At 66.3% G+C, this 22,997-nt stretch carries 18 protein-coding genes; 10 read left to right on the top strand and 8 right to left on the bottom strand.

Features of this window, described 5'->3' with window-relative positions:
* Position 1: 1 nt before the first annotated feature.
* The 3 genes from QO014_RS15605 to QO014_RS15595 all read right to left on the bottom strand — a co-directional run bounded on the left by QO014_RS15605 (position 2) and on the right by QO014_RS15595 (position 3,196).
* Positions 2-961 (bottom strand): ABC transporter permease, encoded by a 960-nt coding sequence (locus QO014_RS15605; RefSeq protein WP_266349642.1) that lies wholly within the window; start codon positions 959-961, stop codon positions 2-4.
* Positions 961-1,974, bottom strand: coding sequence for an ABC transporter permease (locus tag QO014_RS15600; protein WP_266349641.1), 1,014 nt, complete (start codon positions 1,972-1,974; stop codon positions 961-963). Before QO014_RS15600 ends, QO014_RS15605 begins: the two co-directional genes overlap by 1 nt.
* A gap of 202 nt (positions 1,975-2,176) precedes the next feature.
* Entirely contained in the window at positions 2,177-3,196 is a 1,020-nt protein-coding gene (locus QO014_RS15595) for a sugar ABC transporter substrate-binding protein (RefSeq protein ID WP_266349640.1), read from the bottom strand.
* A 178-nt stretch (positions 3,197-3,374) separates the two neighbouring features.
* Here QO014_RS15595 and QO014_RS15590 point away from each other — a divergent pair, with 178 nt between their 5' ends.
* The 3 genes from QO014_RS15590 to QO014_RS15580 all read left to right on the top strand — a co-directional run bounded on the left by QO014_RS15590 (position 3,375) and on the right by QO014_RS15580 (position 6,422).
* Positions 3,375-4,106 carry a GntR family transcriptional regulator gene (locus QO014_RS15590; protein ID WP_266349639.1) on the top strand — a complete coding sequence of 244 codons (732 nt, stop codon included), beginning with the start codon at positions 3,375-3,377 and terminating at the stop codon, positions 4,104-4,106.
* 88 nt (positions 4,107-4,194) lie between these two features.
* Entirely contained in the window at positions 4,195-5,385 is a 1,191-nt protein-coding gene (gene uxuA, locus QO014_RS15585; RefSeq protein ID WP_266349638.1) for a mannonate dehydratase, read from the top strand.
* Positions 5,386-5,411: 26 nt separating this feature from the next.
* Positions 5,412-6,422 (top strand): zinc-binding alcohol dehydrogenase family protein, encoded by a 1,011-nt coding sequence (locus QO014_RS15580; protein ID WP_266349637.1) that lies wholly within the window; start codon positions 5,412-5,414, stop codon positions 6,420-6,422.
* A gap of 18 nt (positions 6,423-6,440) precedes the next feature.
* Here the strand turns inward: QO014_RS15580 and QO014_RS15575 are convergent, their stop codons facing one another.
* Entirely contained in the window at positions 6,441-7,145 is a 705-nt protein-coding gene (locus tag QO014_RS15575) for a DUF899 family protein (protein WP_266349636.1), read from the bottom strand.
* Between the two features lie 246 nt (positions 7,146-7,391).
* Here QO014_RS15575 and gnd point away from each other — a divergent pair, with 246 nt between their 5' ends.
* The 3 genes from gnd to QO014_RS15560 all read left to right on the top strand — a co-directional run bounded on the left by gnd (position 7,392) and on the right by QO014_RS15560 (position 12,464).
* Positions 7,392-8,369 (top strand): phosphogluconate dehydrogenase (NAD(+)-dependent, decarboxylating), encoded by a 978-nt coding sequence (gnd, locus tag QO014_RS15570; RefSeq protein WP_266349635.1) that lies wholly within the window; start codon positions 7,392-7,394, stop codon positions 8,367-8,369.
* Positions 8,370-9,211: 842 nt separating this feature from the next.
* Entirely contained in the window at positions 9,212-11,146 is a 1,935-nt protein-coding gene (locus QO014_RS15565; protein ID WP_266349634.1) for a beta-galactosidase, read from the top strand.
* A 145-nt stretch (positions 11,147-11,291) separates the two neighbouring features.
* Entirely contained in the window at positions 11,292-12,464 is a 1,173-nt protein-coding gene (locus tag QO014_RS15560) for a dihydrodipicolinate synthase family protein (RefSeq protein WP_266349633.1), read from the top strand.
* 45 nt (positions 12,465-12,509) lie between these two features.
* On the opposite strand, the gene QO014_RS15555 is transcribed toward QO014_RS15560, so the two are convergent.
* The gene (locus QO014_RS15555) at positions 12,510-13,241 is read right to left on the bottom strand and encodes a FadR/GntR family transcriptional regulator (protein WP_266349632.1); all 732 of its coding nucleotides are present in this window, start codon (positions 13,239-13,241) and stop codon (positions 12,510-12,512) included.
* Between the two features lie 241 nt (positions 13,242-13,482).
* Here QO014_RS15555 and dgoD point away from each other — a divergent pair, with 241 nt between their 5' ends.
* Complete coding sequence (gene dgoD, locus QO014_RS15550; protein ID WP_266349631.1) at positions 13,483-14,658, top strand: galactonate dehydratase; 1,176 nt, start codon at positions 13,483-13,485, stop codon at positions 14,656-14,658.
* Between the two features lie 5 nt (positions 14,659-14,663).
* A complete protein-coding gene (locus QO014_RS15545) occupies positions 14,664-15,440 on the top strand; it encodes an SDR family oxidoreductase (RefSeq protein ID WP_266349630.1) in 777 nt (258 codons plus the stop codon).
* Positions 15,441-15,482: 42 nt separating this feature from the next.
* Here the strand turns inward: QO014_RS15545 and QO014_RS15540 are convergent, their stop codons facing one another.
* The 3 genes from QO014_RS15540 to ade form a co-directional block, all read right to left on the bottom strand.
* On the bottom strand, positions 15,483-16,529 hold the full coding sequence (locus QO014_RS15540) for an ADP-ribosylglycohydrolase family protein (RefSeq protein WP_266349629.1): 1,047 nt from the start codon (positions 16,527-16,529) through the stop codon (positions 15,483-15,485).
* 36 nt (positions 16,530-16,565) lie between these two features.
* Positions 16,566-17,465 carry a carbohydrate kinase family protein gene (locus tag QO014_RS15535; protein ID WP_266349628.1) on the bottom strand — a complete coding sequence of 300 codons (900 nt, stop codon included), beginning with the start codon at positions 17,463-17,465 and terminating at the stop codon, positions 16,566-16,568.
* A 205-nt stretch (positions 17,466-17,670) separates the two neighbouring features.
* Positions 17,671-19,383 carry an adenine deaminase gene (ade, locus tag QO014_RS15530; protein WP_266349627.1) on the bottom strand — a complete coding sequence of 571 codons (1,713 nt, stop codon included), beginning with the start codon at positions 19,381-19,383 and terminating at the stop codon, positions 17,671-17,673.
* A gap of 453 nt (positions 19,384-19,836) precedes the next feature.
* On the opposite strand from ade, the gene QO014_RS15525 reads away from it, so the two are divergent.
* Entirely contained in the window at positions 19,837-20,520 is a 684-nt protein-coding gene (locus QO014_RS15525; RefSeq protein WP_266349626.1) for an isochorismatase family protein, read from the top strand.
* A 177-nt stretch (positions 20,521-20,697) separates the two neighbouring features.
* A complete protein-coding gene (locus QO014_RS15520; RefSeq protein WP_266349625.1) occupies positions 20,698-22,794 on the top strand; it encodes a hydantoinase/oxoprolinase family protein in 2,097 nt (698 codons plus the stop codon).
* Positions 22,795-22,997: the final 203 nt, after the last annotated feature.

Here is a 22,997-nt window from a genome sequence, read left to right as displayed (position 1 = left end):
CTCAGATCCTCTTCAGCGAACGGGCCACGCGGACCTCGCGCCAGCGATTGACGCCGACCGCCCACAGGATCAGCGCGCCGAGCACGACCTGGACCAGGAACGGATCGATGTGGAACAGCACGAGGGCCTGCGTGATGATGGCGACGATGGCGACGCCGAGTACGGTCGCGACCGTGCTGACATGGCCGCCGGCGAGCACGGCACCGCCAATGACGGGTGCGGCGAAGGACAGGATCAGCCAGTCATCGCCGATAGTCGGCTGGCCGATCTGCAACCGCGCGACCAGGCAGATGCCGGCGAGCGCGGCGAGCAGGCCGGAAATCGCATGGGCCGCCATGATCGTGCGCGGCACCGAAATGCCGGAGAGTTCGGCCGCATGGGCGTTGCCGCCAACCGCCAATATGTGCCGGCCGAGCGGCAGGCGATTGAGCAGGTACCAGGTGAGCACGAAGGCAATGGCGGCAGGGATCAGCAGCCAGGGCAGCGGGCCGAGAAAGGTCGTCGCGCCGAAGGCCTTGACGCTTTCCAGCACGCCGTAGAAAGGCTGCGCCCTGGTGACCGCGAGGTTCAGCCCCTTGAAGATCGAGAGGCTCGCCAGCGTGATGACGAAGGCGGATATGCCCGTCCAGGCGATGAAGAAGCCGTTGAAGAACCCGGCAACGACGCCGATCAGCAGGGCGAGCACGGCGGCGACGGGACCGGGCAGGCCCCAGACTTCCATCATGCCGGCGAAGCTGATGGCGGCCAGACCGCCGATCGCGCCGACCGAGAGGTTCATCTGGCCGATCGCGATGATGATCATCTGCGAGAAGGCGATCAGCATGTTGACCGAAATGGCCAGCAGCAGAACCTGGATGTTGAGCGGCGACAGGAAGGATGGATTGAACGCCGCGATGAAGATGATCGCCACGACGGTGACGACGAGGGGGCCGAACCAGTCGGCGCGCCAGAGAGACTGCATCAGACGATCCTCCGGCGAGCCAGGAAGGTGCGGCGGGCCTTGTCGATCAGCACGGCGATCAGCAGCAGCACACCGAGGCAGGCCTGAACCCAGAATTCGCCGACCTGGAGCAGCAGCAGCCCGTTGGTCAGCATGGTGACGAGCACGGCGCCGAGAAAGGTACCGAGGACGGAAACGCGGCCGCCGGTGAGCAGGGTTCCGCCGAGGACGGGGCCGAGAAAGGCCGGCAGCAGCCAATCCTGCCCGAGCTGTCCCGCCATGGAGGGGATGGCGGCGCCGTTGCGGGCGACGAGCAGCAGCGCGGTCAGGCCGGCGAGCACGCCCGAGAGCATGTGGCAGATGATGATGATGCGATCGACGCGCACGCCTGACAACGCCGCCGCCTCGGGCTTCGCGCCCGCCGCCAGCATTTCGCGTCCAAGCGCCGTATAGCGATACATGACGATCAGCAGCAGCCCGACGACGATGGCGACGAGCAGCAGCGGCGAGACCACGCCATAGATCTTCAGCCGGCCGAAGGCGGAGAAGAAGGGCGGCAGCTCGCGGAAGGATTCGGCCCGCGTCAGGAAGATCATGCCGCCGAAGAAGATGCTCATGCTGGCGAGCGTGATGATGAAAGAGTGCAGACCGGAACGGACGACGGCAAAGCCGTTGATGAAGCCGAGGACCGCGCCGAGCGCCAGCCCGCCGACAATCGCGACCGGCCAGACGATGCCAATATCCTCGATCAGCCAACCGCACATCATCGCCGCACAGACGCCGATGGCGCCGACGGCGAGGTTCAGCCCGCCCGTCACGATGACGACCATCATCGAGAAGCCGATCATGACGTTGATCGCAGCGACGCGGCCGAGCGTGAAGAGGTTGAATTTCGACAGGAAGCCCGACGTCGCCAGTCCGAAAATGGTGGCGAACAGCAGGATCAGGACCAGGAGCCCGAATTCATTGGTCAGGTAGAAGCGCGGCGATCCCACGCGACCCTCGGCCCTCGTCGCCGCATTGGGCGCGGTCACGGATGTTTCTTCGGCTTGCATCTCTCAATCCGCGGTGAGCATGGGGAAGACGGTCGAGACCCGGCGAATGGTCGAGACAAGCCCACGACCCGCCGGTTGAGCGTCACCCCGGGCCTGGGCCCGGGATGACGCTGGTCGGGTTGTTTCGCAGCTCGTCGTCCCAACGGAACGCCGGGCTCGTCCTTGTCCTACTTGCTGGGTCCTACTTGCAGGCCAGGTAGGTGTCGGCGAACGTCGCCATGATGTCCTTGGTGATGCCCTGCATCGAGGCGACGTAGTTGTCGACCGAGCTCGCATCGACGAACACCGTGCCGGAGTCGATGAACTTGTTGGTCAGCGCGTTCGACTTGAACGGCGCGTCGGCCTTGACGGTGCAGCCGCTGCGCAGCTTGTCGGCAGCGAAGGAGCCGATATAGGCCTGGCCATAGGGGTTCTGCAGCATGGTGCCGGCAACGAAGCCGTCCTTGATGCCCTTCAGCACGACTTCGTCATGGTCGATGCCGACCATCTTGATGCGCTTGTCGCCGATCTTGCGGAGCGCGTTGGCAGAGACGACCGCCGGGACCCAGGCGGTAGTGATGATGCCGTCGACTTCGCCCGCATGTGCGGCGAGATAGGCGTTGATCTTCTCTTCGGCCGGCTCCGGCGCATCGATATCGGCGATGACCTGAACGACTTCGGCGCCTTCTTCCTTCGCAGCCTTCTCGACAGCGTCGATACGGAGCTGGGTGTTCGGATCAACCAGGAAGCCGGTGAAATGCGCGATGCGCTTCTTGCCGCCGAGCGCCTTGATCAGTTCCTTCGTGCCGAGATAGGCCGAGTTGCCCGTATCGGTGCCGAAGCAGAAGGCGGCCGCCGACGGATCCTTGAGGCAGCCCGCGAGCGCGATCACCGGCGCGCCGGTATCGGCGAGTTCGCCCGCCGTGCTGACGGAACCGACGGGATCGCCCGGGAAGATCAGGAAGGCGTTGTAGCCCTGCGTCACGAGGCTCTCGAGCAACTCGTTCTGCTGGCTCAGCTCCCACTTCTGCGGAACCTTGTAGTCGGCGGCGCCGAGCTTGAAGTCGCGCATGGCATCCTTGCCAGCTTGCTCCCAGGCGCTGAAATAGGGGTGCGGTCCGCCCGGCACGAGGGCGACCTTGGTATCTTCGGCGGCGTGGGCGACGCCGGCCATGAGTACGGCACCTGCAAGGGCCGCTACGATTTCGCGATAGCGCGACATTGGATGCACTCCTCCCGAGTTTTCCATTCGAAGGCGCCGCCGGGCTTATCCTCAATCCCGACTTGCGTTGAACGATAGGACCCTAGTATACAAGGGTACAGAGCGCAACGGCCTTCCCTCGCAAAAGCGCAACGCGACGAGATCGCGATCGGCAGACGGAAGAAACAGGAATCGAGAATTGTCGCTTCCCGCCCCCCTTGCATCCTCCGGTGATACAGAGACGGACAGCCTCGAGATCGAATTTCATCTCGACCGCAAGCGCCCCGTCGCCGACCAGGTGTACGAGGCATTGAAGGCGGCGATCGTGAGTGTCCGCCTGCTGCCGGGCACGTCGATCAGCGAGAATCGCATGTGCCGCCATTTCGGCGTGTCGCGAACGCCGGTGCGCTCGGCGATCGTGCGGCTTGCCGATGAAGGGCTGATCGACGTCTATCCCCAGCAGGGCAGCTTCGTCGCGCCCATTCGCCTCGCCGACGTCTATGACCGGCATTTCATCCGCAAGCATCTGGAACTGGCGGTGCTCGCCGAGGTGGCCAAGCGCTGGACCGCGGCAAAGAGCGCGGAGGCTCGCGCCATCGTAGCCACCCAGGTGGCGGCCATCGAGGTCGGCGATCCCGCCCTCTTCCATGAGCGCGACGAGGCGCTGCACGCCGCATTCGCGGTCTTTGCCGAGCGCGAAGGAATCTGGCCGACGATCCAGATGGCCAAGGCGAGAATGTCGCGGCTGCACCGCCTCTTCGGACCGCCCGAGCGATTGCCGGTGGTCGTCGAGGAGCATCTCTCCGTGCTGGACGCCCTTGATGCGGGCGATGCGGCGCTGGCCCATCAGAGGCTCGAATATCACCTCGACAAGATCTTCGAGACGTTCGATCCGATGCCGGAAGCCTACCGGCCGTATCTGGCGGATTGATCGGCCCTTCACGATCCGCTCCGGCTGGCGCATCTTCCCATCCGGTTGCACAAGCGCAGCACAAAACAAGAAGGCTCGGGAGGCGGCAATGGAGCAGACGTGGCGTTGGTTCGGCGATGGCGATCCGGTACCGCTGGATCACGTGAAGCAGGCGGGCGCCACCGGCATCGTGACCGCCCTGCATCAGGTCACCGGCGGGCGCGCCTGGACGGTGGACGAGATCGCGGTGCGAATCGCGACGATCGAGCAGGCCGGCCTGCGCTGGAGCGTCTGCGAATCCATCCCGGTGCCGAATGCGATCAAGCTCGCCGGTCCCGATCGGCGCCGCGCGGTCGATGCCTGGAAGGATTCGCTCGCCAATCTCGGCCGGGCCGGCGTCACCACCGTCTGCTATAATTTCATGCCCGTGGTCGACTGGACCCGCACCGACCTCCTCTATCGCCTGCCGACGACGGGCTATGCGCTGCGCTTCGACATGGTCGATTTCGTCGCCTATGACGTCTTCATCCTGCGGCGCCCGAACGCCGAGGCGGATTATGCATCCGATCTGGTGCGCGAGGCGCAGGCGCGTCATCAGGCGATGTCGGAGAGCGATATGGCGCAGCTCGAGACCAATATCATCTGCGGCCTGCCCGGTGGCGACGGCTCCTATTCGCGCGAGACGATCGCAGCGCTGATCGCCGACTATGCCGGGCTCGACGCAACGGCGCTACGCGCCCATCTGGTCGAGTTCCTGCGCGAGGTCGTGCCGGTGGCGGAAGAGGTCGGCGTGCGGCTCGCGATCCACCCCGATGATCCGCCCTTCTCGCTCTTCGGCCTGCCGCGCATCGTCTCGACGGCCGACGACGCGCGCGCCGTGATCGCGGCGGCGCCAAGCTCCGCCAACGGCCTCACCTTCTGCACCGGCTCCTACGGCGCGCGGCCCGACAACGACCTCGTCGCCATGGCCCAGGAATTCGCGCCGCACATCCATTTCGCCCATCTGCGCAACGTCACCCGCGAGCCTGACGGCTCGTTCTACGAGGCCGAGCATCTCGACGGCGATACCGACATGGTCAGCGTTGTCACCGCCCTGCTCAGGGAGGAAAAGCGGCGGCGGGACGCGGGCGAAACGCGCGAAATACCCATGCGGCCCGATCATGGCCATCTGCTCGCCGACGATATCGGCAAGAAGGTCAATCCGGGCTATTCGCTCATCGGCCGGCTGAAGGGCCTGGCGGAACTGCGCGGTGTCATGCGGGCCGTCTCCCGCACGCTCGACGCCCATATCGCCGCCTGACGATCCGAAACCAGGGATATCCTCTCATGAAAGCGCTTCGCTGCGACGAGCCGGGCAAGCTCTCGATCATCGACCGCGACAAGCCCGTTGCAGGAACCGGTGAGGTCCTTGTGCGCATCCGCAATGTCGGCATATGCGGCACCGATTATCACATCTTCCACGGCAACCAGCCCTATCTCGATTATCCGCGCGTGATCGGCCATGAACTGGGCGGCGAGGTCGTCTCCGCACCGGCCGGCAGCACGCTTCACATCGGCCAGACCGTCAGCATCGAGCCCTATATCTATTGCGGCCATTGCCGCGCCTGCCGGCTCGGCCGCACCAATTGCTGCCAGAACCTCGCCGTGCTCGGCGTCCACAAGGATGGCGGCGCCTGCGACTATGTCGTCGTGCCGGAGCGCAACGTCGTGCCCGCCGACGGGCTTTCGACCCGCGAGGCGGCCATGGTCGAATTCCTGGCGATTGGCGCCCATGGTGTGCGCCGCTCCGGGGCGACGGCGCAGAGCCGCGTCGCCATTGTCGGCGCCGGACCGATCGGCATCTCGGCCGCCGTCTTCTGCAAGGCGCGCGGCGCCGACGTCTCCGTCATCGACCGCAATACACGCCGCCTAGCCTTCTGCGAGAGCGAACTCGGCGTCGACCGCGTCTTCGAAGGCTCCGACGACATACGCGAGCGGCTCGCGAAGGCCACCGATGGCGAGTTCTACGACATCGTCATCGATGCCACCGGCAGCCCGGCCGCCATGCAGGCCGGCTTCGCCTATGTCGGCCATGGCGGCAGCTATGTGCTGCTTTCGATCGTCCGCGCCGACATCACCTTCAACGATCCGGAATTTCACAAGCGCGAGACGACCCTGCTCGGCAGTCGCAACGCGACGCGGGCGGATTTCGAAACGGTCCTCGACGCCATGCGTACCGGCAAGGTGCCGACGGAAGCTCTCGCCACCCATGCCGGCGCACTCGTCGATGCGCCCGGCCTGATCCCCGGCTGGTCAAAGCCGGAGAGCGGCGTGATCAAGGCGATCCTCGAGGTCTGAGCCGTCCGGCGCGGCCGCTCAGCGCGGATAGTCGAGCTCCGGATACCAGTCCGGGGCGCGGCCTTCCGGCGTCAGGTCGAGCATGTGCCAGAGCGGCCCGAGTTCCGGCGCGCCACGCGGATCCTGGCCGGGATCGGCGGAACTGCCCGTCATTTCGCCGCCCCAGAAATGACGGATCGTGCCGTCGCGCCGCGTGAACACGTTGAGGGATGGAATGTCGCCGCCATCGGGGGCGACACCGAAATAATCGCGCGAATACTGATCGTTCACGTCGCTATAGAGCGGCAGGTAGCGCCAACCTCGCTCCGTCTTCCAAGCCGTCAACCGCTCGATCGGCGAGCGCGCCACCACGGCGAGCGCCATGCGCTGCATGACGTCGTTGGCATTGCCCTCGAGCGCCCCGAGCAGATTGGTGCACATCGGGCAGGGACGCGCGCGGGTCGGACCGAACATGTAGCTGTAGATCGCCAGCGTATCCTTGTCGCCAAAGAGGTCCGACAGGCTCACCGGCCCGTTCTCGCCCTCGAAACGATAATCGCCGGCGACCACGCCGCCCGGCGGCAGGGCCCGGCGCATGGCCGCCACGCGCTCGATATGGCGGCGCAACTCGATTTCCTCCGCGAGCAGCGCCGTCCGCGCGGCACGATATTCGGCGCTCTCATTGGGAAAGCGCACGGGACTGATCCGCGCCAGTTCGGCGGCGGGAACGAGATTTTGCGACATCGGAACCTCCCTTCGATGATGGCTCATTAACGGCGCTCGCCTGCGATCGTTCAAGTCGCCCGCTATGCGCGAGCCATCCGGCGCAATCGCCTTGCCGATCAAGGACGGTGGAGACGTGGCCGATCCGACATTCACATTCCGTCGACGTCGTTCGGATAGAACAAGACAAGAGCCGCCCTCGCCTTCAAGATGGCGCCGCTCGCCGGGTAACCGGTCATGTCATCTGATCAAGAAGGAGCTTCGCGAATGCAGCTTGGGATCATCGGCCTTGGCCGAATGGGCGGAAATATCGCGCGCCGGCTGATGAAGGACGGGCACGAGACCGTCGTCTTCGATCGCAGCACGGACGCAGTCACCGCGCTCGCCTCCGACGGCGCCATCGGCGCCGCCAGCCTCGAAGAGGTCGTGGCCAAACTCGCCAAGCCCCGCGCCATCTGGGTCATGCTCCCGGCCGGCGCTCCGACGGAAGGCACGATCGCGACCCTCGCCGGTCTGCTCGACCCCGACGACACGATCATCGATGGTGGCAACTCGTTCTACAAGGACGATATACGCCGCGCCAAGGATCTGGCGACCAAGGGCCTGAACTATATCGATGTCGGCACCTCCGGCGGCGTCTGGGGCCTGGAGCGCGGCTATTGCATGATGATCGGCGGTGACGCCGCCGTCGTGCGCCGGCTCGATCCGATCTTCGCGACGCTGGCGCCCGGCATCGGCACGATCGACCGCACCCGCGGCCGCAACAGCACGGACGACCGCGCCGAGCGCGGCTATATCCATAGCGGCCCGGCCGGCTCCGGCCATTTCGTCAAGATGGTCCATAACGGCATCGAATACGGGCTGATGCAGGCCTATGCCGAAGGCTTCGACATCCTGAAGATGAAGGCTTCGGACGCATTGCCGGAAGACGAGCGCTTCGATCTCAACATGGCCGATATCGCCGAAGTCTGGCGCCGCGGCAGCGTGGTCTCCTCCTGGCTGCTCGACCTGACGGCGCAGGCGCTGGTGGGCGATCCCGAGCTCTCGCACTTCTCCGGCTCGGTCGCCGATAGCGGCGAAGGCCGCTGGACCGTGCAGGCGGCGATCGAGGAAGCCGTGCCGATCCCGGTGCTCGCCACCGCCCTCTTCGCCCGCTTCCGCTCGCGCGAGGAACACACCTATGCCGACCGCATGCTCTCCGCGATGCGCTTCGGCTTCGGTGGCCATGTCGAGATCCCGCAGTAATATCGCGTTCGCAGCGGCGACTGCGCCCTGAGCCGCACGGCCCGCCCTCTCTCCCGCGCAGCGGGGGAGAGTTGGAGAGGGGGCCTGCCGCCGTGACACGGGGCGAACACAGAAAGCCGTGAAAGGCCCTGCCTGCGGGCCCCCTCCCCGACCCTCCCCCGCTCTGCGGGAGAGGGAGAAGAAGGGCGCTTGGCCCGCCATGCGTCGCCGAAAGAGAACTCCGCCGTCCGTGATTCCCGGCCCATTATCGCGCGCCGGCCCATATGAAACCCACAACCCGCCCTCTCTCCCGCGAAGCGGGGGAGAGTTGGAGAGGGGGCCTGCCGCCGTGACACAGGGCGAACACAGAAAACCATGAGAGGCCCTGCCTGCGGGCCCCCTCCCCGACCCTCCCCCGCTTTGCGGGAGAGGGAGAAGAAGGGTGCTCGGCCCGCCATGCGTCGCCGAAAGAGAATTCCGCCGTCCGTGATTCCCCGGCCCACCATCGCGCGCCGGCCCACATGAAGCCCGCGATCCGCCCTCTCTCCCGCGAAGCGGGGGAGAGCTGGAGAGGGGGCCTGCCGCCGTGACGCAGGGCGAACACGGAAAGCCGTGAGAGGCCCTGCCTGCGGGCCCCCTCCCCGACCCTCCCCCGCAAGCGGGAGAGGGAGAAGAAGGGGCCTGCCTCGTTCCACCCAAATCCCGGTCCCCCGCGCAAAAACCTTTGCCGAACCATGCCGACGCGATATGAGGGAGATGCCGGACGTTCATCGATATTGATCGATTGAAACTCCGGCATCCTCAGACGGCGACCGCCGTCACGTCCCACCTCGCGGGTTCCCGCCCTTCAGTCGGTAAAGATCATGCTCGGCGTCTGCTACTATCCGGAACATTGGCCCGAAGACTGGTGGGCGCGTGACGCGGCCGAGATGGCCGAACTCGGCATCAAATTCGTCCGGATCGGCGAATTCGCCTGGAGCCGGATCGAGCCGGAACCCGGCCGTTTCGACTGGGGTTGGCTCGATCGCGCCATCGACACGCTAGGCAAGGCCGGCCTCAAGGTCGTGCTCGGCACGCCGACGGCGACCCCGCCGAAATGGCTGATCGACCTTTATCCCGATATCCTGCCCTATGGCGCGGACGGCACCGTCAGGGGCTTCGGCTCGCGCCGCCACTATACCTTTTCGAGCGAGACCTGGTTCCGCGAGAGCGCCCGCATCGTGGAAGCCTATGCGAGCCGCTATGGCGACAATCCCGCCGTCGCCGGCTGGCAGACCGACAATGAATATGGCTGCCACGACACGATCCTCTCCTATGGCCCGGAGGATCTGAAGGCGTTTCGCGGCTGGCTTCGTCGCCGCTACCAGACGCCGGAGGCCATCAACGAGGCCTGGGGCAACGTGTTCTGGTCGATGGACGTCAACTCCTTCGACGACGTCGAACTGCCCGTCCGCACCGTCACCGAGACGGCGCCGGCGGCGCGGCTCGATTACTGGCGCTTCAGCTCCGAACAGGTCGTGCGCTACAACGAGATGCAGACGGCGATCATCCGCAAGCATTCGCCCGGTCGCTTCGTTACCCATAACTATATGGGCTTCTTCCATGATTTCGATCATCACGCGGTGAGCGAAGTCCTCGATTTCGCCAGCTGGGATTCCTATCCGCTCGGCTTCGTCGAGAAATTCCCCTTCTCCGAGGACGAGCGCGGCCGCTGGGCCTCGACCTCGCATCCCGATATTCCCGGCTTCCACCATGATCTCTATCGCCCCATGGCCGGCAACAAGTTCTGGGTCATGGAGCAGCAGCCGGGCCCGGTGAACTGGGCGCCATGGAATGCCGTGCCGACGCCGGGCATGGTCCGGCTCTGGGCCTGGGAGGCGCTCGCCCATGGCGCCGAGGTCGTCTCCTATTTCCGCTGGCGTCAGGCGCCGTTCGGCCAGGAGCAGATGCATGCCGGGCTGAATCGGCCGGACCGCACGCGGTCAGTCGGCGGACATGAGGCGGCGCGCGTCGGCAAGGAGCTCGCCGCCTTCGGCCCGCTGCCGGAAAACGGCACCGCGCCGGTCGCGCTGGTTTTCGATTACGAGGCGTCCTGGATCACGCGGCTGCAGCCGCAGGGCAAGGACTTCCTCCACGAGGAGTTGACCTTCCGCTGGTACGAGGCGATCCGCCGGCTGGGCTTCGACGTCGACATGGTCCGCCCGGGCGCCGATCTCTCCGCCTACAAGCTCGTGCTGGTGCCGAGTCTGCCGCATGTCTCGCTCGAGGCGCTCGAAGCCCTGCGCAAGACCGATGCGCAGATTCTCGTCGGTCCGCGCGCCGGCTCGAAGACGCGCGACTTCGCGTTCCCGGCGGAGCTTGCGCCCGGTCCGCTGCAGGCATTCCTGCCGCTGAAGGTCACGCAGGTCGCCTCGCTTCGTCCGGGCGCGCAGGTAGTTTCGGGCGCGGTGAGCGGCCATGTCAGCCGCTGGCGGGAATGGATCGAGACCGACCTGCCGGCGCTCGCCACCTATGCCGACGGCGCGGCGGCGATCCTGCAGCATGGCCGCTTCACCTATCTCACCGGCTGGGCCGAAGCCGACCTGCTCGGCGATCTGCTGGCGAACACGATCCTGCCGGCGGCGGGCCTCGAGCCCATCGCCGTGCCCGACCATGTCCGCATTCGTCGCCGCGGCAATCTGGTCTTCGCGTTCAATTATGGACCGGAGAGCTGGACCGTTCCCGACGCGGCCACCAAGCGGTTCAAGCTGGGCGGCCCGGTCGTCGCCGGCGCGGATCTCGCCTGCTGGGAGGCCTGAGCGCCAACGACGACATGTCCATTCCCGGCCGAGGTGCGGGCTCGTGAAGGAGCCCGCGCCAAGGCCGATCGCCTCCCTTGACAGGCCACGGCACCGCTTGTAACTGAACGGTTACAAAATGGGCCGCGAGGGAGGATACTTGACCATGGCCACGATAAAGCTTCCGACTTCGGGCGGAGCTCTGGAGAGCTACACGATCCGCAATGCGCCGCTGCCGGCGCCGGAGAAGGGTGCGCCGCCGGTCTTCAATCGCGTCGCCTATGCGGCCGCCCATGTCGTGGTGAACCCGCTTGCGGATAATGATCCCTGGCTCGATGTCGCCTTCGACTGGGACAAGACGCTGGCCTTCCGCCATTATCTCTGGGATCTCGGCTTCGGCGTCGCCGAGGCGATGGATACGGCGCAGCGCGGCATGGGCCTTTCCTGGAAGGACGCGCTGGAGCTTTCCAGGCGCGCCATTGCGGAGGCCAGGAGCAGGCCGGGCGCCGTCATCGCCTGCGGCGCCGGCACCGATCATCTGGAAGCCGGCCCCGACGTCACGATCGACGACGTGATCGGCGCCTATGAAATGCAGGTCGAGGCGATCGAGGCCGCCGGCGGGCGGATCATCCTGATGGCGAGCCGGGCGCTCGCCCGCGCGGCCAAAGGACCGGACGACTATATTCGCGTCTATGACCGCATCCTGTCGGGGGTCAAGGAGCCGGTCGTCCTGCACTGGCTGGGCGAAATGTTCGATCCGGCGTTGCAGAATTATTGGGGCACGTCCGACCATATGGCGGCGATGGACACGGTCGTCGCGATCATCGGCGCCCATGCCGACAAGGTCGACGGCATCAAGATTTCGCTGCTGTCGAAGGAAAAGGAAATCGCGCTGCGCAATCGCCTGCCGACCGGCGTGCGCATGTATACGGGCGACGACTTCAACTATGCGGAGTTGATCGCCGGCGACGAGACCGGCTATTCCCACGCGCTGCTCGGCATTTTCGACGCCATCGCGCCCGCGGCGTCGCTGAGTCTTTCCCGGCTCGCGGCCGGCGATCTCGCCGCCTTCAACGAAATCCTGACCCCCACCGTGCCGCTCTCGCGCCATATCTTCAAAGCGCCGACCCGGTTCTACAAGACCGGCGTGGTGTTCCTCGCCTATCTGAACGGCCTGCAGGATCATTTCCTGATGGCGGGCGGCCAGCAGAGCGCGCGCTCGCTGGTCCATTTCGCCGAACTCTACCGCCTCGCCGATGCGGCACGCTGCCTGCGCGATCCCGACCTCGCAACGGACCGCCTGCGCAAGCTGCTCGCGCTCGGCGGCGTCACGGCCTGACCGATCCGGCGAGGGGCGGCGGCATCGCACGCCGCCTCTCGGCCGCTATGGCCGATTGGCAAGGCCGAGGTCGACGACGGCGAGGTTGAGCAGGCGGATCATCACGTCCTGCGCGCCGTCCGTGTCGCGAGCGCGAATCCGCTCGACGACATCACCATGGAGCGCGAGCGAGCCACCCGGCTCGCGGGCGCGCTGGATCGTCATGCGGAACGAATAGGCGAGCGCGGCATCGATCGTGGTCGCCATCTGGTGGAAGACCACATTGTGGCTGGCGCGCAGCAAATGCCGGTGAAACTCGGTATCGGCCTCGTTGAAGCGCTGGAAATCGGAATCCGCCAACGCCTCGACCATGCGGCGATAGGCGTCGTCCAGCCGCGCAATATCCTCCTCGGTGGCGCGCGCCGCCGCCAGCCGTGCTGCGGCCGGCTCGATCGACTGCCGTGCCTCGATCAGGCTGAAGACCAGATCGAGATCCGGTTCGAGATCCATCGACCATCGGAGCAGATCGGGGTCGAGCCGGTTCCATTCGTCGCGCGGCCGCACCGCCGTGCCCGTGCGCGGGCGCACGCTCACCAACCCCTTGCCGCCGAGCACCTTGATCGCCTCGCGCAGGGCGCTGCGGCTGATCTCGAGCTCGCGGCAAAGCTCCATTTCGGGCGGGAGCGCCGATCCCTCGGCCCATTCGCCGCGCAGGAGCCGTAGTGCCAGCGTCCTGACGACGTGGTGATGCACGCGCGGCTTGGCCTTCGGCAGGGTCGCTCTCTCCTTCGCCGCCATCGCAACAACTCCGTCAAGACTGTCGGCCGCCCGCCATCGCCCGATCCGGGGCACACGATCATCGGATCAAATCTGGCCGATTCTCGGTCGATACCGGCACGACTCTGCCCGATCCAAGCGCGCCGCGCCAATGCGGATTGACACCCCTCTCAAACATCTGATTATTCCGCTACAGGCACGGGCGGGCGCATCGGCATGGCGCCAATATGCGCGCGCTGGGACGGCGGGGCGGACCATCGACATGAAGATCACCGGGATTGAGACCCATGTCGTCAACGCCGAAATGCGCAACTGGATCTTCGTCCGCGTCCTGACCGACCAGCCCGGCCTCTATGGCTGGGGCGAGGCGACGCTGGAATGGAAGGCCCGCGCCGTCGTCGGCGCGGTACAGGACCTTGAACCGATCCTGATCGGCCTCGACCCGCGCGACATCGAGCATGCCGTGCGGGCGATGAAGAAGCACGGCTTCTGGCAGCCGCTCGGCGTCATCGGCATGACGGCGCTCTCCGGCATCGAGATGGCGCTCTGGGACATTCTCGGCAAGTCGCTCGGCGTGCCGGTCTGGCGGCTGCTCGGCGGCAAGGTGCGCGACCGCGTGCCGATCTACACCCATCTCGGCCTCGGCCAGATGGATGCGGTCTATCATTCGATGGACGCATCCTCGCTGGTCGAGCGCGGCCTCAAGGTGAAGGAGCAGGGCTACCGGGCGATGAAGATCGTCAACGTGCCCTATACGCACTATACGGCGACGCCGGCAGCGATCGACGATTTCGTAAACAGCATGGCGGCACTGCGCGCGGCGGTCGGGCCCGAGATCGAACTGATGGTCGATTTCCATGGCCGCTGCGCCTCGGCCGGTGCGGCGCTCTCCTATCTGCGCGCGCTCGAACCCTTCCGCGTCATGTTCGCGGAGGAGCCGATCCCGCCCGGCGACGTCGTCTCGATGAAGGCGATCGCCTCGGCCTCCAATGTCCCGATCGCCCATGGCGAGAGGCTGACCAGCGCGGCGGAATTCGCGCCCTATATCGAGGCGCGGACGATGACGGTGGCGCAGCCCGATCTCTGCCATTGCGGCGGCTTCACCGAGGCGCGACGCATTGCGGCGCTCGCCGAAGTCGCCGGCATCGGCATCGCGCCGCATAATCCACTCGGTCCCATCGCCGGCGTCGCCGCTCTGCATTTCGATATCGCCACGCCGAACTTCATCATCCAGGAGGAAATGACCGGCGCGGTGCCCTGGTATTTCGACGTCGTGCGCGGGCCGATCGAGCGGGTCGAGGGCGCCTGGCAGATCCCGGAGGCTCCCGGGCTCGGCGTGGAGGTTGACCTCGCCGTTGCGGCGAAGCATCCATGGAAGCAGGAACCCTTTCCCACACGCGATGCCGTCATGCCCGACGGCACGATCGTCGATTGGTAATCAGCATGAGCGGACGGCTTCAGGACAAGGTTGCGATCATCACCGGAGCCGGGCGCGGCATCGGTGCGGCGACGGCGCACGCCTTTCTGCGCGAAGGCGCCTCGGTGATCATCGCCGAGAAGGACGAGACGACCGGCGCGGCCATGGCCGATCAACTGGGCGCGGCCGGCGGCGACGTGCTCTTCGTGCCGACCGACGTGACCTCCGATGCCTCGGTCCTGGCGGCGGCGGAAGCGGCCGTTGCCCGCTTCGGCACGATCGACATCCTCGTCAACAATGCCGGCATCAACGTCTTCCACGCGCCGCACGATACCACCGAAGAGGAATGGCGCCGCTGCTTCGCCGTCGACCTCGATGGCGCGTGGCGCATGTCGAAGGCGGTGCTGCCCTATCTGCGCGCGCAGAAATCCGGCGCGATCGTCAACATCGCCTCCTCGCACGCCTTCTCGATCATTCCCGGCTGCTTCCCCTATCCGGTGGCGAAGCATGGCCTGCTCGGGCTGACACGGGCGCTCGGCATCGATTATGCGGCGGAAGGCATCCGCGTGAACGCGATCGCGCCCGGCTATATCGAGACGCAGATCGCCGTCGATTACTGGAACAGCTTCGCCGACCCGGCGGCCGCGCGGCAACAGACCTACGATCTCCACCCGCCGAAACGGATCGGCCGGCCGGAAGAGGTCGCGATGACGGTGGTGTTCCTCGCCTCCGACGAGGCGCCCTTCATCAACGCGGCCTGCATCGTCATCGATGGCGGGCGCTCCGTGCTCTATCACGATTGAGCGGGAAGCCGGCCCCGCGGAGGCCGGCTTGGCTGTCGCGCATCAGGCCGGAACGGATTCCGCGAGTTGGTGCGCGACCGTCTTCAGATCGAGGCCGTTGACCTTTTCGAGCTCCGCCACGATCTCGGCCGGCGCGCCGACATCCTCCGACCAGGCGGCGGCGATGCTGCCGGCGATCAGCGCTACGGTGTCGCAATCATTGCCGATATTGGCGGCGGCGACGATCGCCTCCCACGGATTGGGGCCGACCGCGATGGCGAGGCCGACGGCGGTGGGAACCGCCTCGTTCATCGGCAGGCCGGCGCCGATGACGGCTTCGAGTTCGGCGATGCAGCCTTCGGCGTCACCGCGATAACGATCGCCGATCGCGACGGCGAGTTCGAGCCGGCGGCGGACACTGGCGCCCGAGGCAAAGCGACCGCTCTTCGCCGCGATCCGTTCGCCCTCGTCGGCGCCACGGAAGGCGGCATCAGAGAGCGACAGGCCGCAGGGGCCGCCGAGGCCGATCGCGACCGCAGCCGCGACGGCGCCTGCGCCGGCATAGGCGATCTGGGTGTTGTGCGTCGGCGTCGAGAGGATCGCCGCAACCGCGACCGCGCCCTCGATATCACCCGGACGAACGCAGCCCGCGACCGGCGCGCGCATGGCGGCGCCATTGGTGGTGCCCATGGTGGCGGAATAGAGCACCGGCGTCGCCACGACGCTCGGGTCTTCACCGGCCTTGAGCCGCTCGATCGCGACGCGCGTGGTCGGACCGGCAAAACGACCAAAGCCGCGCGGATCGTCGAACCAGGCGATCAGGCCGCGCGCGGCGTCATCCACAGTGGGCGTGCCTTTGGCGGCGATCAGCGTGCGCGCCATTTCCAGCATCTGCGTGGCGTCGTCCGTCAGCGAGCCCGGCGCCGAGCCCATGGAGAAGGGCGCGCGCGGCGGCGCGGGCACGAAGGCCGTCACGCGGCCGCCGAACACATCGAGAATTTCGTCGGGATACATGGATTCGGTCGGCGCACCGAGGGCATCGCCGAGGCAGGCGGAAAGAATGACATTGTAGATGCGCTTGGCAAGCGCCTGCGACGGATCAAAGCTCACGCGATCAACCTCTTCAAAAATCAGATTGGCATCGGACTACACGCCGAGACGGCGCGGGTCCACTGCCCCATGGACGAGAAAATCAGCCGCGACAGCGCAGGCGAAGCGCGCGGCGGCGGTGAAATCATCCCCCCTGCGCAGCGCGAAGGCGAGGCCGCCGAGGAAACTGTCGCCAGCGCCGGTGGTGTTGGCCGGCTTGATCGGCAGGGCGGGAATATGAACGGCGTCCCCGTTGGCAAAAGCCAGCACGCCATCGGCGCCGAGCGTGACGCAGACGCGGCGGCTTTCGCCCGCGAGCGCACGGGCAAAGGCTTCGGCCCGTTCGATCTGGCCGCCCGTGACACCTTCGCGCGCGCACCAGTCGTCGAGCGTCACCTGATTGGCGCAGATGACATCGGCGCTCGCCGCCGTATCAAGCGCGGCCGGCCAGCCCCAGACCGCGACGCCCGTCTTCTCGATGTCGATCATGGTCAGCGCGCCCGCGTTCCGCAGCCGCTTGAAGAGAGCCTGGATCGAGAGCGGGTGGAAGAAATTCGCCGTAACGATATCGCCGGGCTCTACGGTCAGGTCGGCGCCGAGTTTTTCGACCAGCGCATTCGATATCGGCGCGAGCACCAGCGCCTTCTCGCCGGTTCCATCGACGAGGATCACGCAGGAGCCGGATGCCTCGCCCGGCAGGCGGGTGATCTGGACGTCGAGACCGGGAATCGCCTCCATGGCTGCGACCAGCGCCGCGCCGGTCATGTCGTCGCCGACCGTGCCGACGAAGGTGACAGGCGCGCCGAGGCCGGCGAGCGCGCGGGCGACATAGACGCCCTGCCCGCCCGCGCCCTCGCTATAGGCGGTCGCAAACAGCTTTTCGTCATGCGCCGGCAGGTGGTCGACCTGGAACACCCGGTCGAGATCCACGGTGCTCAGGCAGTAAATGCGGCTCATGGGAGGGGGCTTTCGGCTGGGGTCGCAAGGTCGTGGTATCTGACAGTTTGCATTTGGGTGCCCGAGCTGCCGTCATCCCGGGCGAAGACCCGGGATCCATTCAGCCGGCGGCGCATCAGGTCCCGATGGATCCCCGCTTTCGCGGGGATGACGGCGGTGCGTGATGAGATGGCGCCTACGCCCGGTCGCAGAAAGAAGATGTATCTCATTCAGGGATCAGCTCGAAGCGATCGACATCGAACATGCCCTTGTCGGTGATCTTCAGGTGCGGGATCACCGGCAGCGGCAGGAAGGCGATCTGCAGGAAGGGTTCCGGCAGCGTACAGCCGAGATCATAGGCCGCCTCGCGCAGATGATGCAGCTCGTGGCGGACATCGTCGAAGGCGAGTTCCGACATCAGGCCCGCGACCGGCAGCGCCAGTTCGGCCACGACGGCGCCGTTCTCCGCCACGACAAAACCGCCGCCGGTCTCGCGCAGACGGTTGGCGGCGACGGCCATGTCGGCGTCATTGGCGCCGATGACCGTCACATTGTGGCTGTCATGGCCGACCGAGGAAGCGATCGCGCCGCGCTTCAGCCCGAAGCCGGTAACGAAGCCGCGGCCGATATTGCCGTTCTTGCCGTGGCGCTCGATGACGACGACCTTGACGATATCGCGGGCGAGATCCGGCACGGTGACGCCATCCTCCACCGGCAGGACCGCCTTTTCATGGCTGGTGATGATCAGCCCGGCCTTGACGCCGATGACGGGGCTTTCCTGATTGCCGCGCCGGCCCGAGACGCGGAAATCCTCCGCCGTCACAACGCGCGACTTGACCGAATGGTAGCCGACTGCCGGCACGCTGCCGCGCGACGCGAACAGCGCTTCATCGACCAGCCGGCCGGCGGTGAAGACATCCGAGACGGTGCAGCGTTCGAGATCGTCGAGCAGCACGATATCGGCGCGCCAGCCCGGCGCGACAAGGCCGCGATCCCTGAGGCCGAAGGCGCGCGCCGCCGACCAGCTCGCGGCGCGATAGACGTGATGCAGCGGCCGTCCCTTGGCGATCAGCATGCGGACCAAGCCATCGATATGGCCTTCCTCGGCGATATCGAGCGGGTTGCGGTCGTCGGTGCAGAGCGCCATGAAGGCCGAGGTCTGCTCGTCGAGCACTTCCGCGAGCGCGTTCAGGTCCTTCGAGACCGAGCCCTCGCGAATGAAAACCGCCATGCCCTTGGCGAGCTTTTCGCGCGCCTCGGCCGCGCTCGTCGCCTCGTGGTCGGTGCGGATGCCGGCGGCGAGATAGCCATTGAGGCCGAGACCGCGCAGAAGCGGCGCGTGGCCGTCAATGTGCTTACCCTGGAACGCCACCAGCTTGGCGATGACGCCCGGATCTGTGCCAAGCACGCCGGGGAAATTCATGAATTCGGCAAGGCCGATCACCTTGGGATGATCGGCGAAGGGCAGCAGGTCCTCGATCTCCAGCCGCGCACCGGCCGTCTCGAACTCCGTCGCGGGCACGCAGGAGGAGAGGTTGATCCTGAGGTCCATCGCCGTCCGCTCGGCGCAATCGAGGAAATAGCGGATGCCGGTCGCGCCCAGCACATTGGCGATCTCGTGCGGATCGCAGACGGCCGTGGTCACGCCATGCGGCAGCACGCAGCGATCGAACTCGAACGGCGTCGCCAGCGAGGATTCGACATGGAGATGCGTATCGATGAAGCCCGGGACGCAGAAGCGCCCGGCCCCCTCGATGACGCGCGCGCCCTGGTAACGGCCATGCGTGCCGACAATCCGGTCCGCGACGATCGCGATATCCGTATCGACGATCGCGCCGGTGATGACATCGAGCAGCCGAACGTCGCGGATGACCAGATCAGCCGGGATTTCGCCCGCGCCGGCCTTGATCATCCGTGTCAGCGCCGCCGCATCCGTCATCGCATCGTCCCTTCTCATCCAGGCGCCATGCCCGTGCCTGTTGTCAGCGCCGGCCCGGCTTCCCAAGATTCCGACCCGTCGTCAATCGCGGGGGCATCGCCGGCCCATCGAGCCGAGGCGATGGACGCGATGTCCCGCAGGCCAAGCCGACATTTCGCGTGACAAGGCGGCACATCTGGAACTATGGTTTCACCAATCATCACAAAAGAAACTATCGTCACCAGACGAGATTGAACAGGGCTATGGCCCGGCAAAACGCTGGCGAATATCGCCTCGGCGTATCTGCGTGGCCACCCGTGCCAGGCACGGGATCGACGATGGCGCGCCATCGGCCAAGCCGGATTGTTCAGTCAAAGCGCAATAAATGACCAAGCCTGAAATTAAGTCAATTTGGGCTTTGACTTTGTCATACAATCATACGAACCTCGCCTCATTCTCGACTGAGGATTGACGATGGATCAGGATTTCGAGGCGGCGCTCCAGACCGCGTTTCGCGAATATTCGGCGTTCTACAAGGGGCGCGGATTCATGCGGCGGCTCGGCTTCGGGTCGCGGCCTGCGATCGTCAATGTCGATCTCGCCAAGGCCTGGACCGAGAAGGGCAGCGCCTTTGCCTGCGACGGCATGGAGACGATCATTCCGGCGACGCAGAAGCTGAATGAAGCCGGCCGCGCGCTCGGCATCCCGATCGTCTTCACCACCTGCGCCTATGACATCGTCGAAGGCCCCTTGGCCGATACGGGCCTCTGGGGCAGGAAGATCCCGCTCGAACATCTGAAGGCCGGCAGCCCGCTCTGCGAGATCGACGACCGGCTCGAACGCCGCGCCGACGAACGCCTGATCGTCAAGAAGCGCGCCTCCGCCTTCGAGGGCACCGATCTCGCCGGCTATCTCACCAGCCTCGGCATCGACACGGTGATCCTGACCGGCGTGACACTCTCCTCCTGCGTCCGTATCTCCTGCGAGGATGCGCTCTGGGCCGGCTTCCGGCCGATCGTCGTGCGCGAATGCGTCGGCGACCGCATCGCCGGCGCGGTCGAATGGAACCTGTTCGACATCGACGCGAAGTTCGGCGATGTCGAGCCGCTCGAAACCGTGCTCGCCTATCTCGATGGATTGGCGGGTCCGAATGTCTGATCCCGCCATGACCGTCCAGGCTTTCGCCGCCATTGCAACACCCTCCGTCATCCCGGGCTTGACCCGGGATCCATTCAGCGGAGGACTGATCGCGGCTGAATGGATCCCCGCTTTCGCAGGGATGACGGCAGTGGTCTACCGAGCGCCCGCCTCCCTCTCGACGACGGCGGTGCACTGATGGCCAGCGTCAAGATCGGCGTCGATGTCGGCGGCACCTTCACCGACCTCGTGCTGGAGAAGAGCGCAGCCGGCGCCGATGGCCGCACCGTCTTCGTCCACAAGGTCCCTTCGACCCCGGCGGACCAGTCGATCGGCGTCGTCAACGGCATCCTCGCCATCTGCGCCCATGCCGGCGTCGATCCGGCCGATGTCGATCTGGTCGTGCACGGCACCACGGTCGCGACCAACATCACGATCGAGCAGAACGGCGCCGAAGTCGGCATGCTCACGACAAGGGGCTTCCGCGACCTGCTCCACATCGCCCGCCACAAGCGCCCGCATAATTTCTCGCTGCATTTCGACGTGCCGTGGCAGTCGAACCCGCTGGTGAAGCGCCGCAACCGGCTGCCCATCACCGAGCGCATCATGCCGCCGGATGGCAGGGTCGAGACGCCGATCGATCTCGACGAGGTCCGCGCGAGCGCCCGACAATTGAAGGCGAACGGCGTCGAGGCGGTGATCGTCTGCTTCCTGTTCTCGTTCCTGAATGACGCGCATGAGAAGGCGGCGCTCGAAATCGTGCGCGAGGAAATGCCCGACGCCTTCGTCTCGGGCTCGTCTGAAGTCGCCAACGTCATCCGCGAGTTCGAGCGCTTCTCGACGACGGCGATGAACGCCTATGTCGGCCCACGCACGGCGCGTTATCTGAACAATCTCGAAAGCCGGCTGAAGCGCGAGGGCATGGATGCGGAATTACGCATCATGCAGTCGAATGGCGGCATCGGCACGGTCGCGACCTGCTCGGAACGCCCGGTGACGATCCTGATGTCGGGACCCGCCGGCGGCGTCATTGGCGGCCGCTGGGCCGGCGCCATGTCGGATGTCGACAATGTCATCACCATCGATATTGGCGGCACCTCGGCCGATATCGGCGTTATCGCCGACGGCCAGATCCGCATCATGAACCCGCGCGATACCGTGGTGGCGAGCCATCCGGTGCTCGCGCCGATGCTCGATCTCGATACGATCGGCGCCGGCGGCGGCTCCATTGCCTTCCGGGACGATGGCGGGCTGTTCCGCGTCGGCCCGCGCTCGGCCGGCGCCTCGCCGGGACCGGCCTGCTATGGCAATGGCGGCACGGAGCCGACCGTCACCGACGCGCACGTCGTGCTCGGCCGGCTCGATCCCGAGCGCTTCCTCGGCGGCGACATGTCGATCGATCCTGAGCTGGCGCGAAAAGCCGTGCAGGAGAAGATCGCGACGCCGTTCGGCATGACGCTGGAACAGGCGGCGCTGGGCATCGTCACCATCGTCAATTCCAACATGGCTCTGGCGATCCGCTCCAATTCGGTGGCGCGCGGCTTCGATCCGCGCCGCTTCTCGCTGATGCCCTTCGGCGGTGCCGGCCCGCTGCATGGCGTGGCGCTCGCCGAGGCCGTTTCGGCCAAGGATGTGATCGTGCCCCCTGCCCCCGGCATCACGGCGGCGATGGGCCTGCTCGCGACCCGCATGGCCTATGAGTTCACCCGCTCGACGCCAACGCTGTTGAACGGCCCCGCGCCGAGCGATTTCGCCCTCGCCAATGCGACACTGGCCGAGCTGACCGCGCTCGCCGCCGAACGCCTGAGCGCCGACGGCATCGATCCCGCGCAGCATCAGTTCGAGCGCGTCGCCGAATGCCGCTATCAGGGCCAGGGTTTCGAACTCCGCGCCCCGCTGGACGGCACGCTCTCGGCCGAGATTGCCGACGACGTGGTCGCGACCTTCCATGGCGTGCATGAGCGCGATTATGGCTATCGCTTCGATGACGCCATCGTCGAGATCGTGACGCTCCGCGTCATCGGCTTCGCCGAAGTGGCGCCGCTGCAATGGCCGGAACTGGCCGATGCAGCGTCCGCCGATATCTCCGGCGCGCTGCTCTATACGCGGCCGACCACCTTCGACGACGGCAAGACGGTCACCACGCCCCGCTATGACCGCGACAAGCTCTTCGCCGGCCATGTCGTGCCCGGCCCCGCGATCATCATCCAGCACAATTCGACCACGCTCGTCCCGCCCGGCTACACCGCCCGCGTGACGAAATCGTCGAACATCATCATCGCGCGGGAGGGTTGAGAATGCTTGGCGCCCTCGAACTTATCGCTCCTCACCTCCCCACCCTCTCCGTCATCCCCGCGAAAGCGGGGATCCATTCAGCCGGGTTGCGGATCGACGGTGAAGCTCACGGCTGCATGGATCCCGGGTCTTCGCTGCGCTTCGCCCGGGATGACGGGCGGAGGGGGTCTGGCGGGCTGAGTGTGAGTACCCCAGCCTGTTCC

The sequence above is a fragment of the Kaistia dalseonensis genome (assembly GCF_030814715.1).
GTDB classification, from domain to species: Bacteria; Pseudomonadota; Alphaproteobacteria; order Rhizobiales; family Kaistiaceae; genus Kaistia; species Kaistia dalseonensis.
This window is presented reverse-complemented; position numbering and strand designations above follow the sequence as displayed.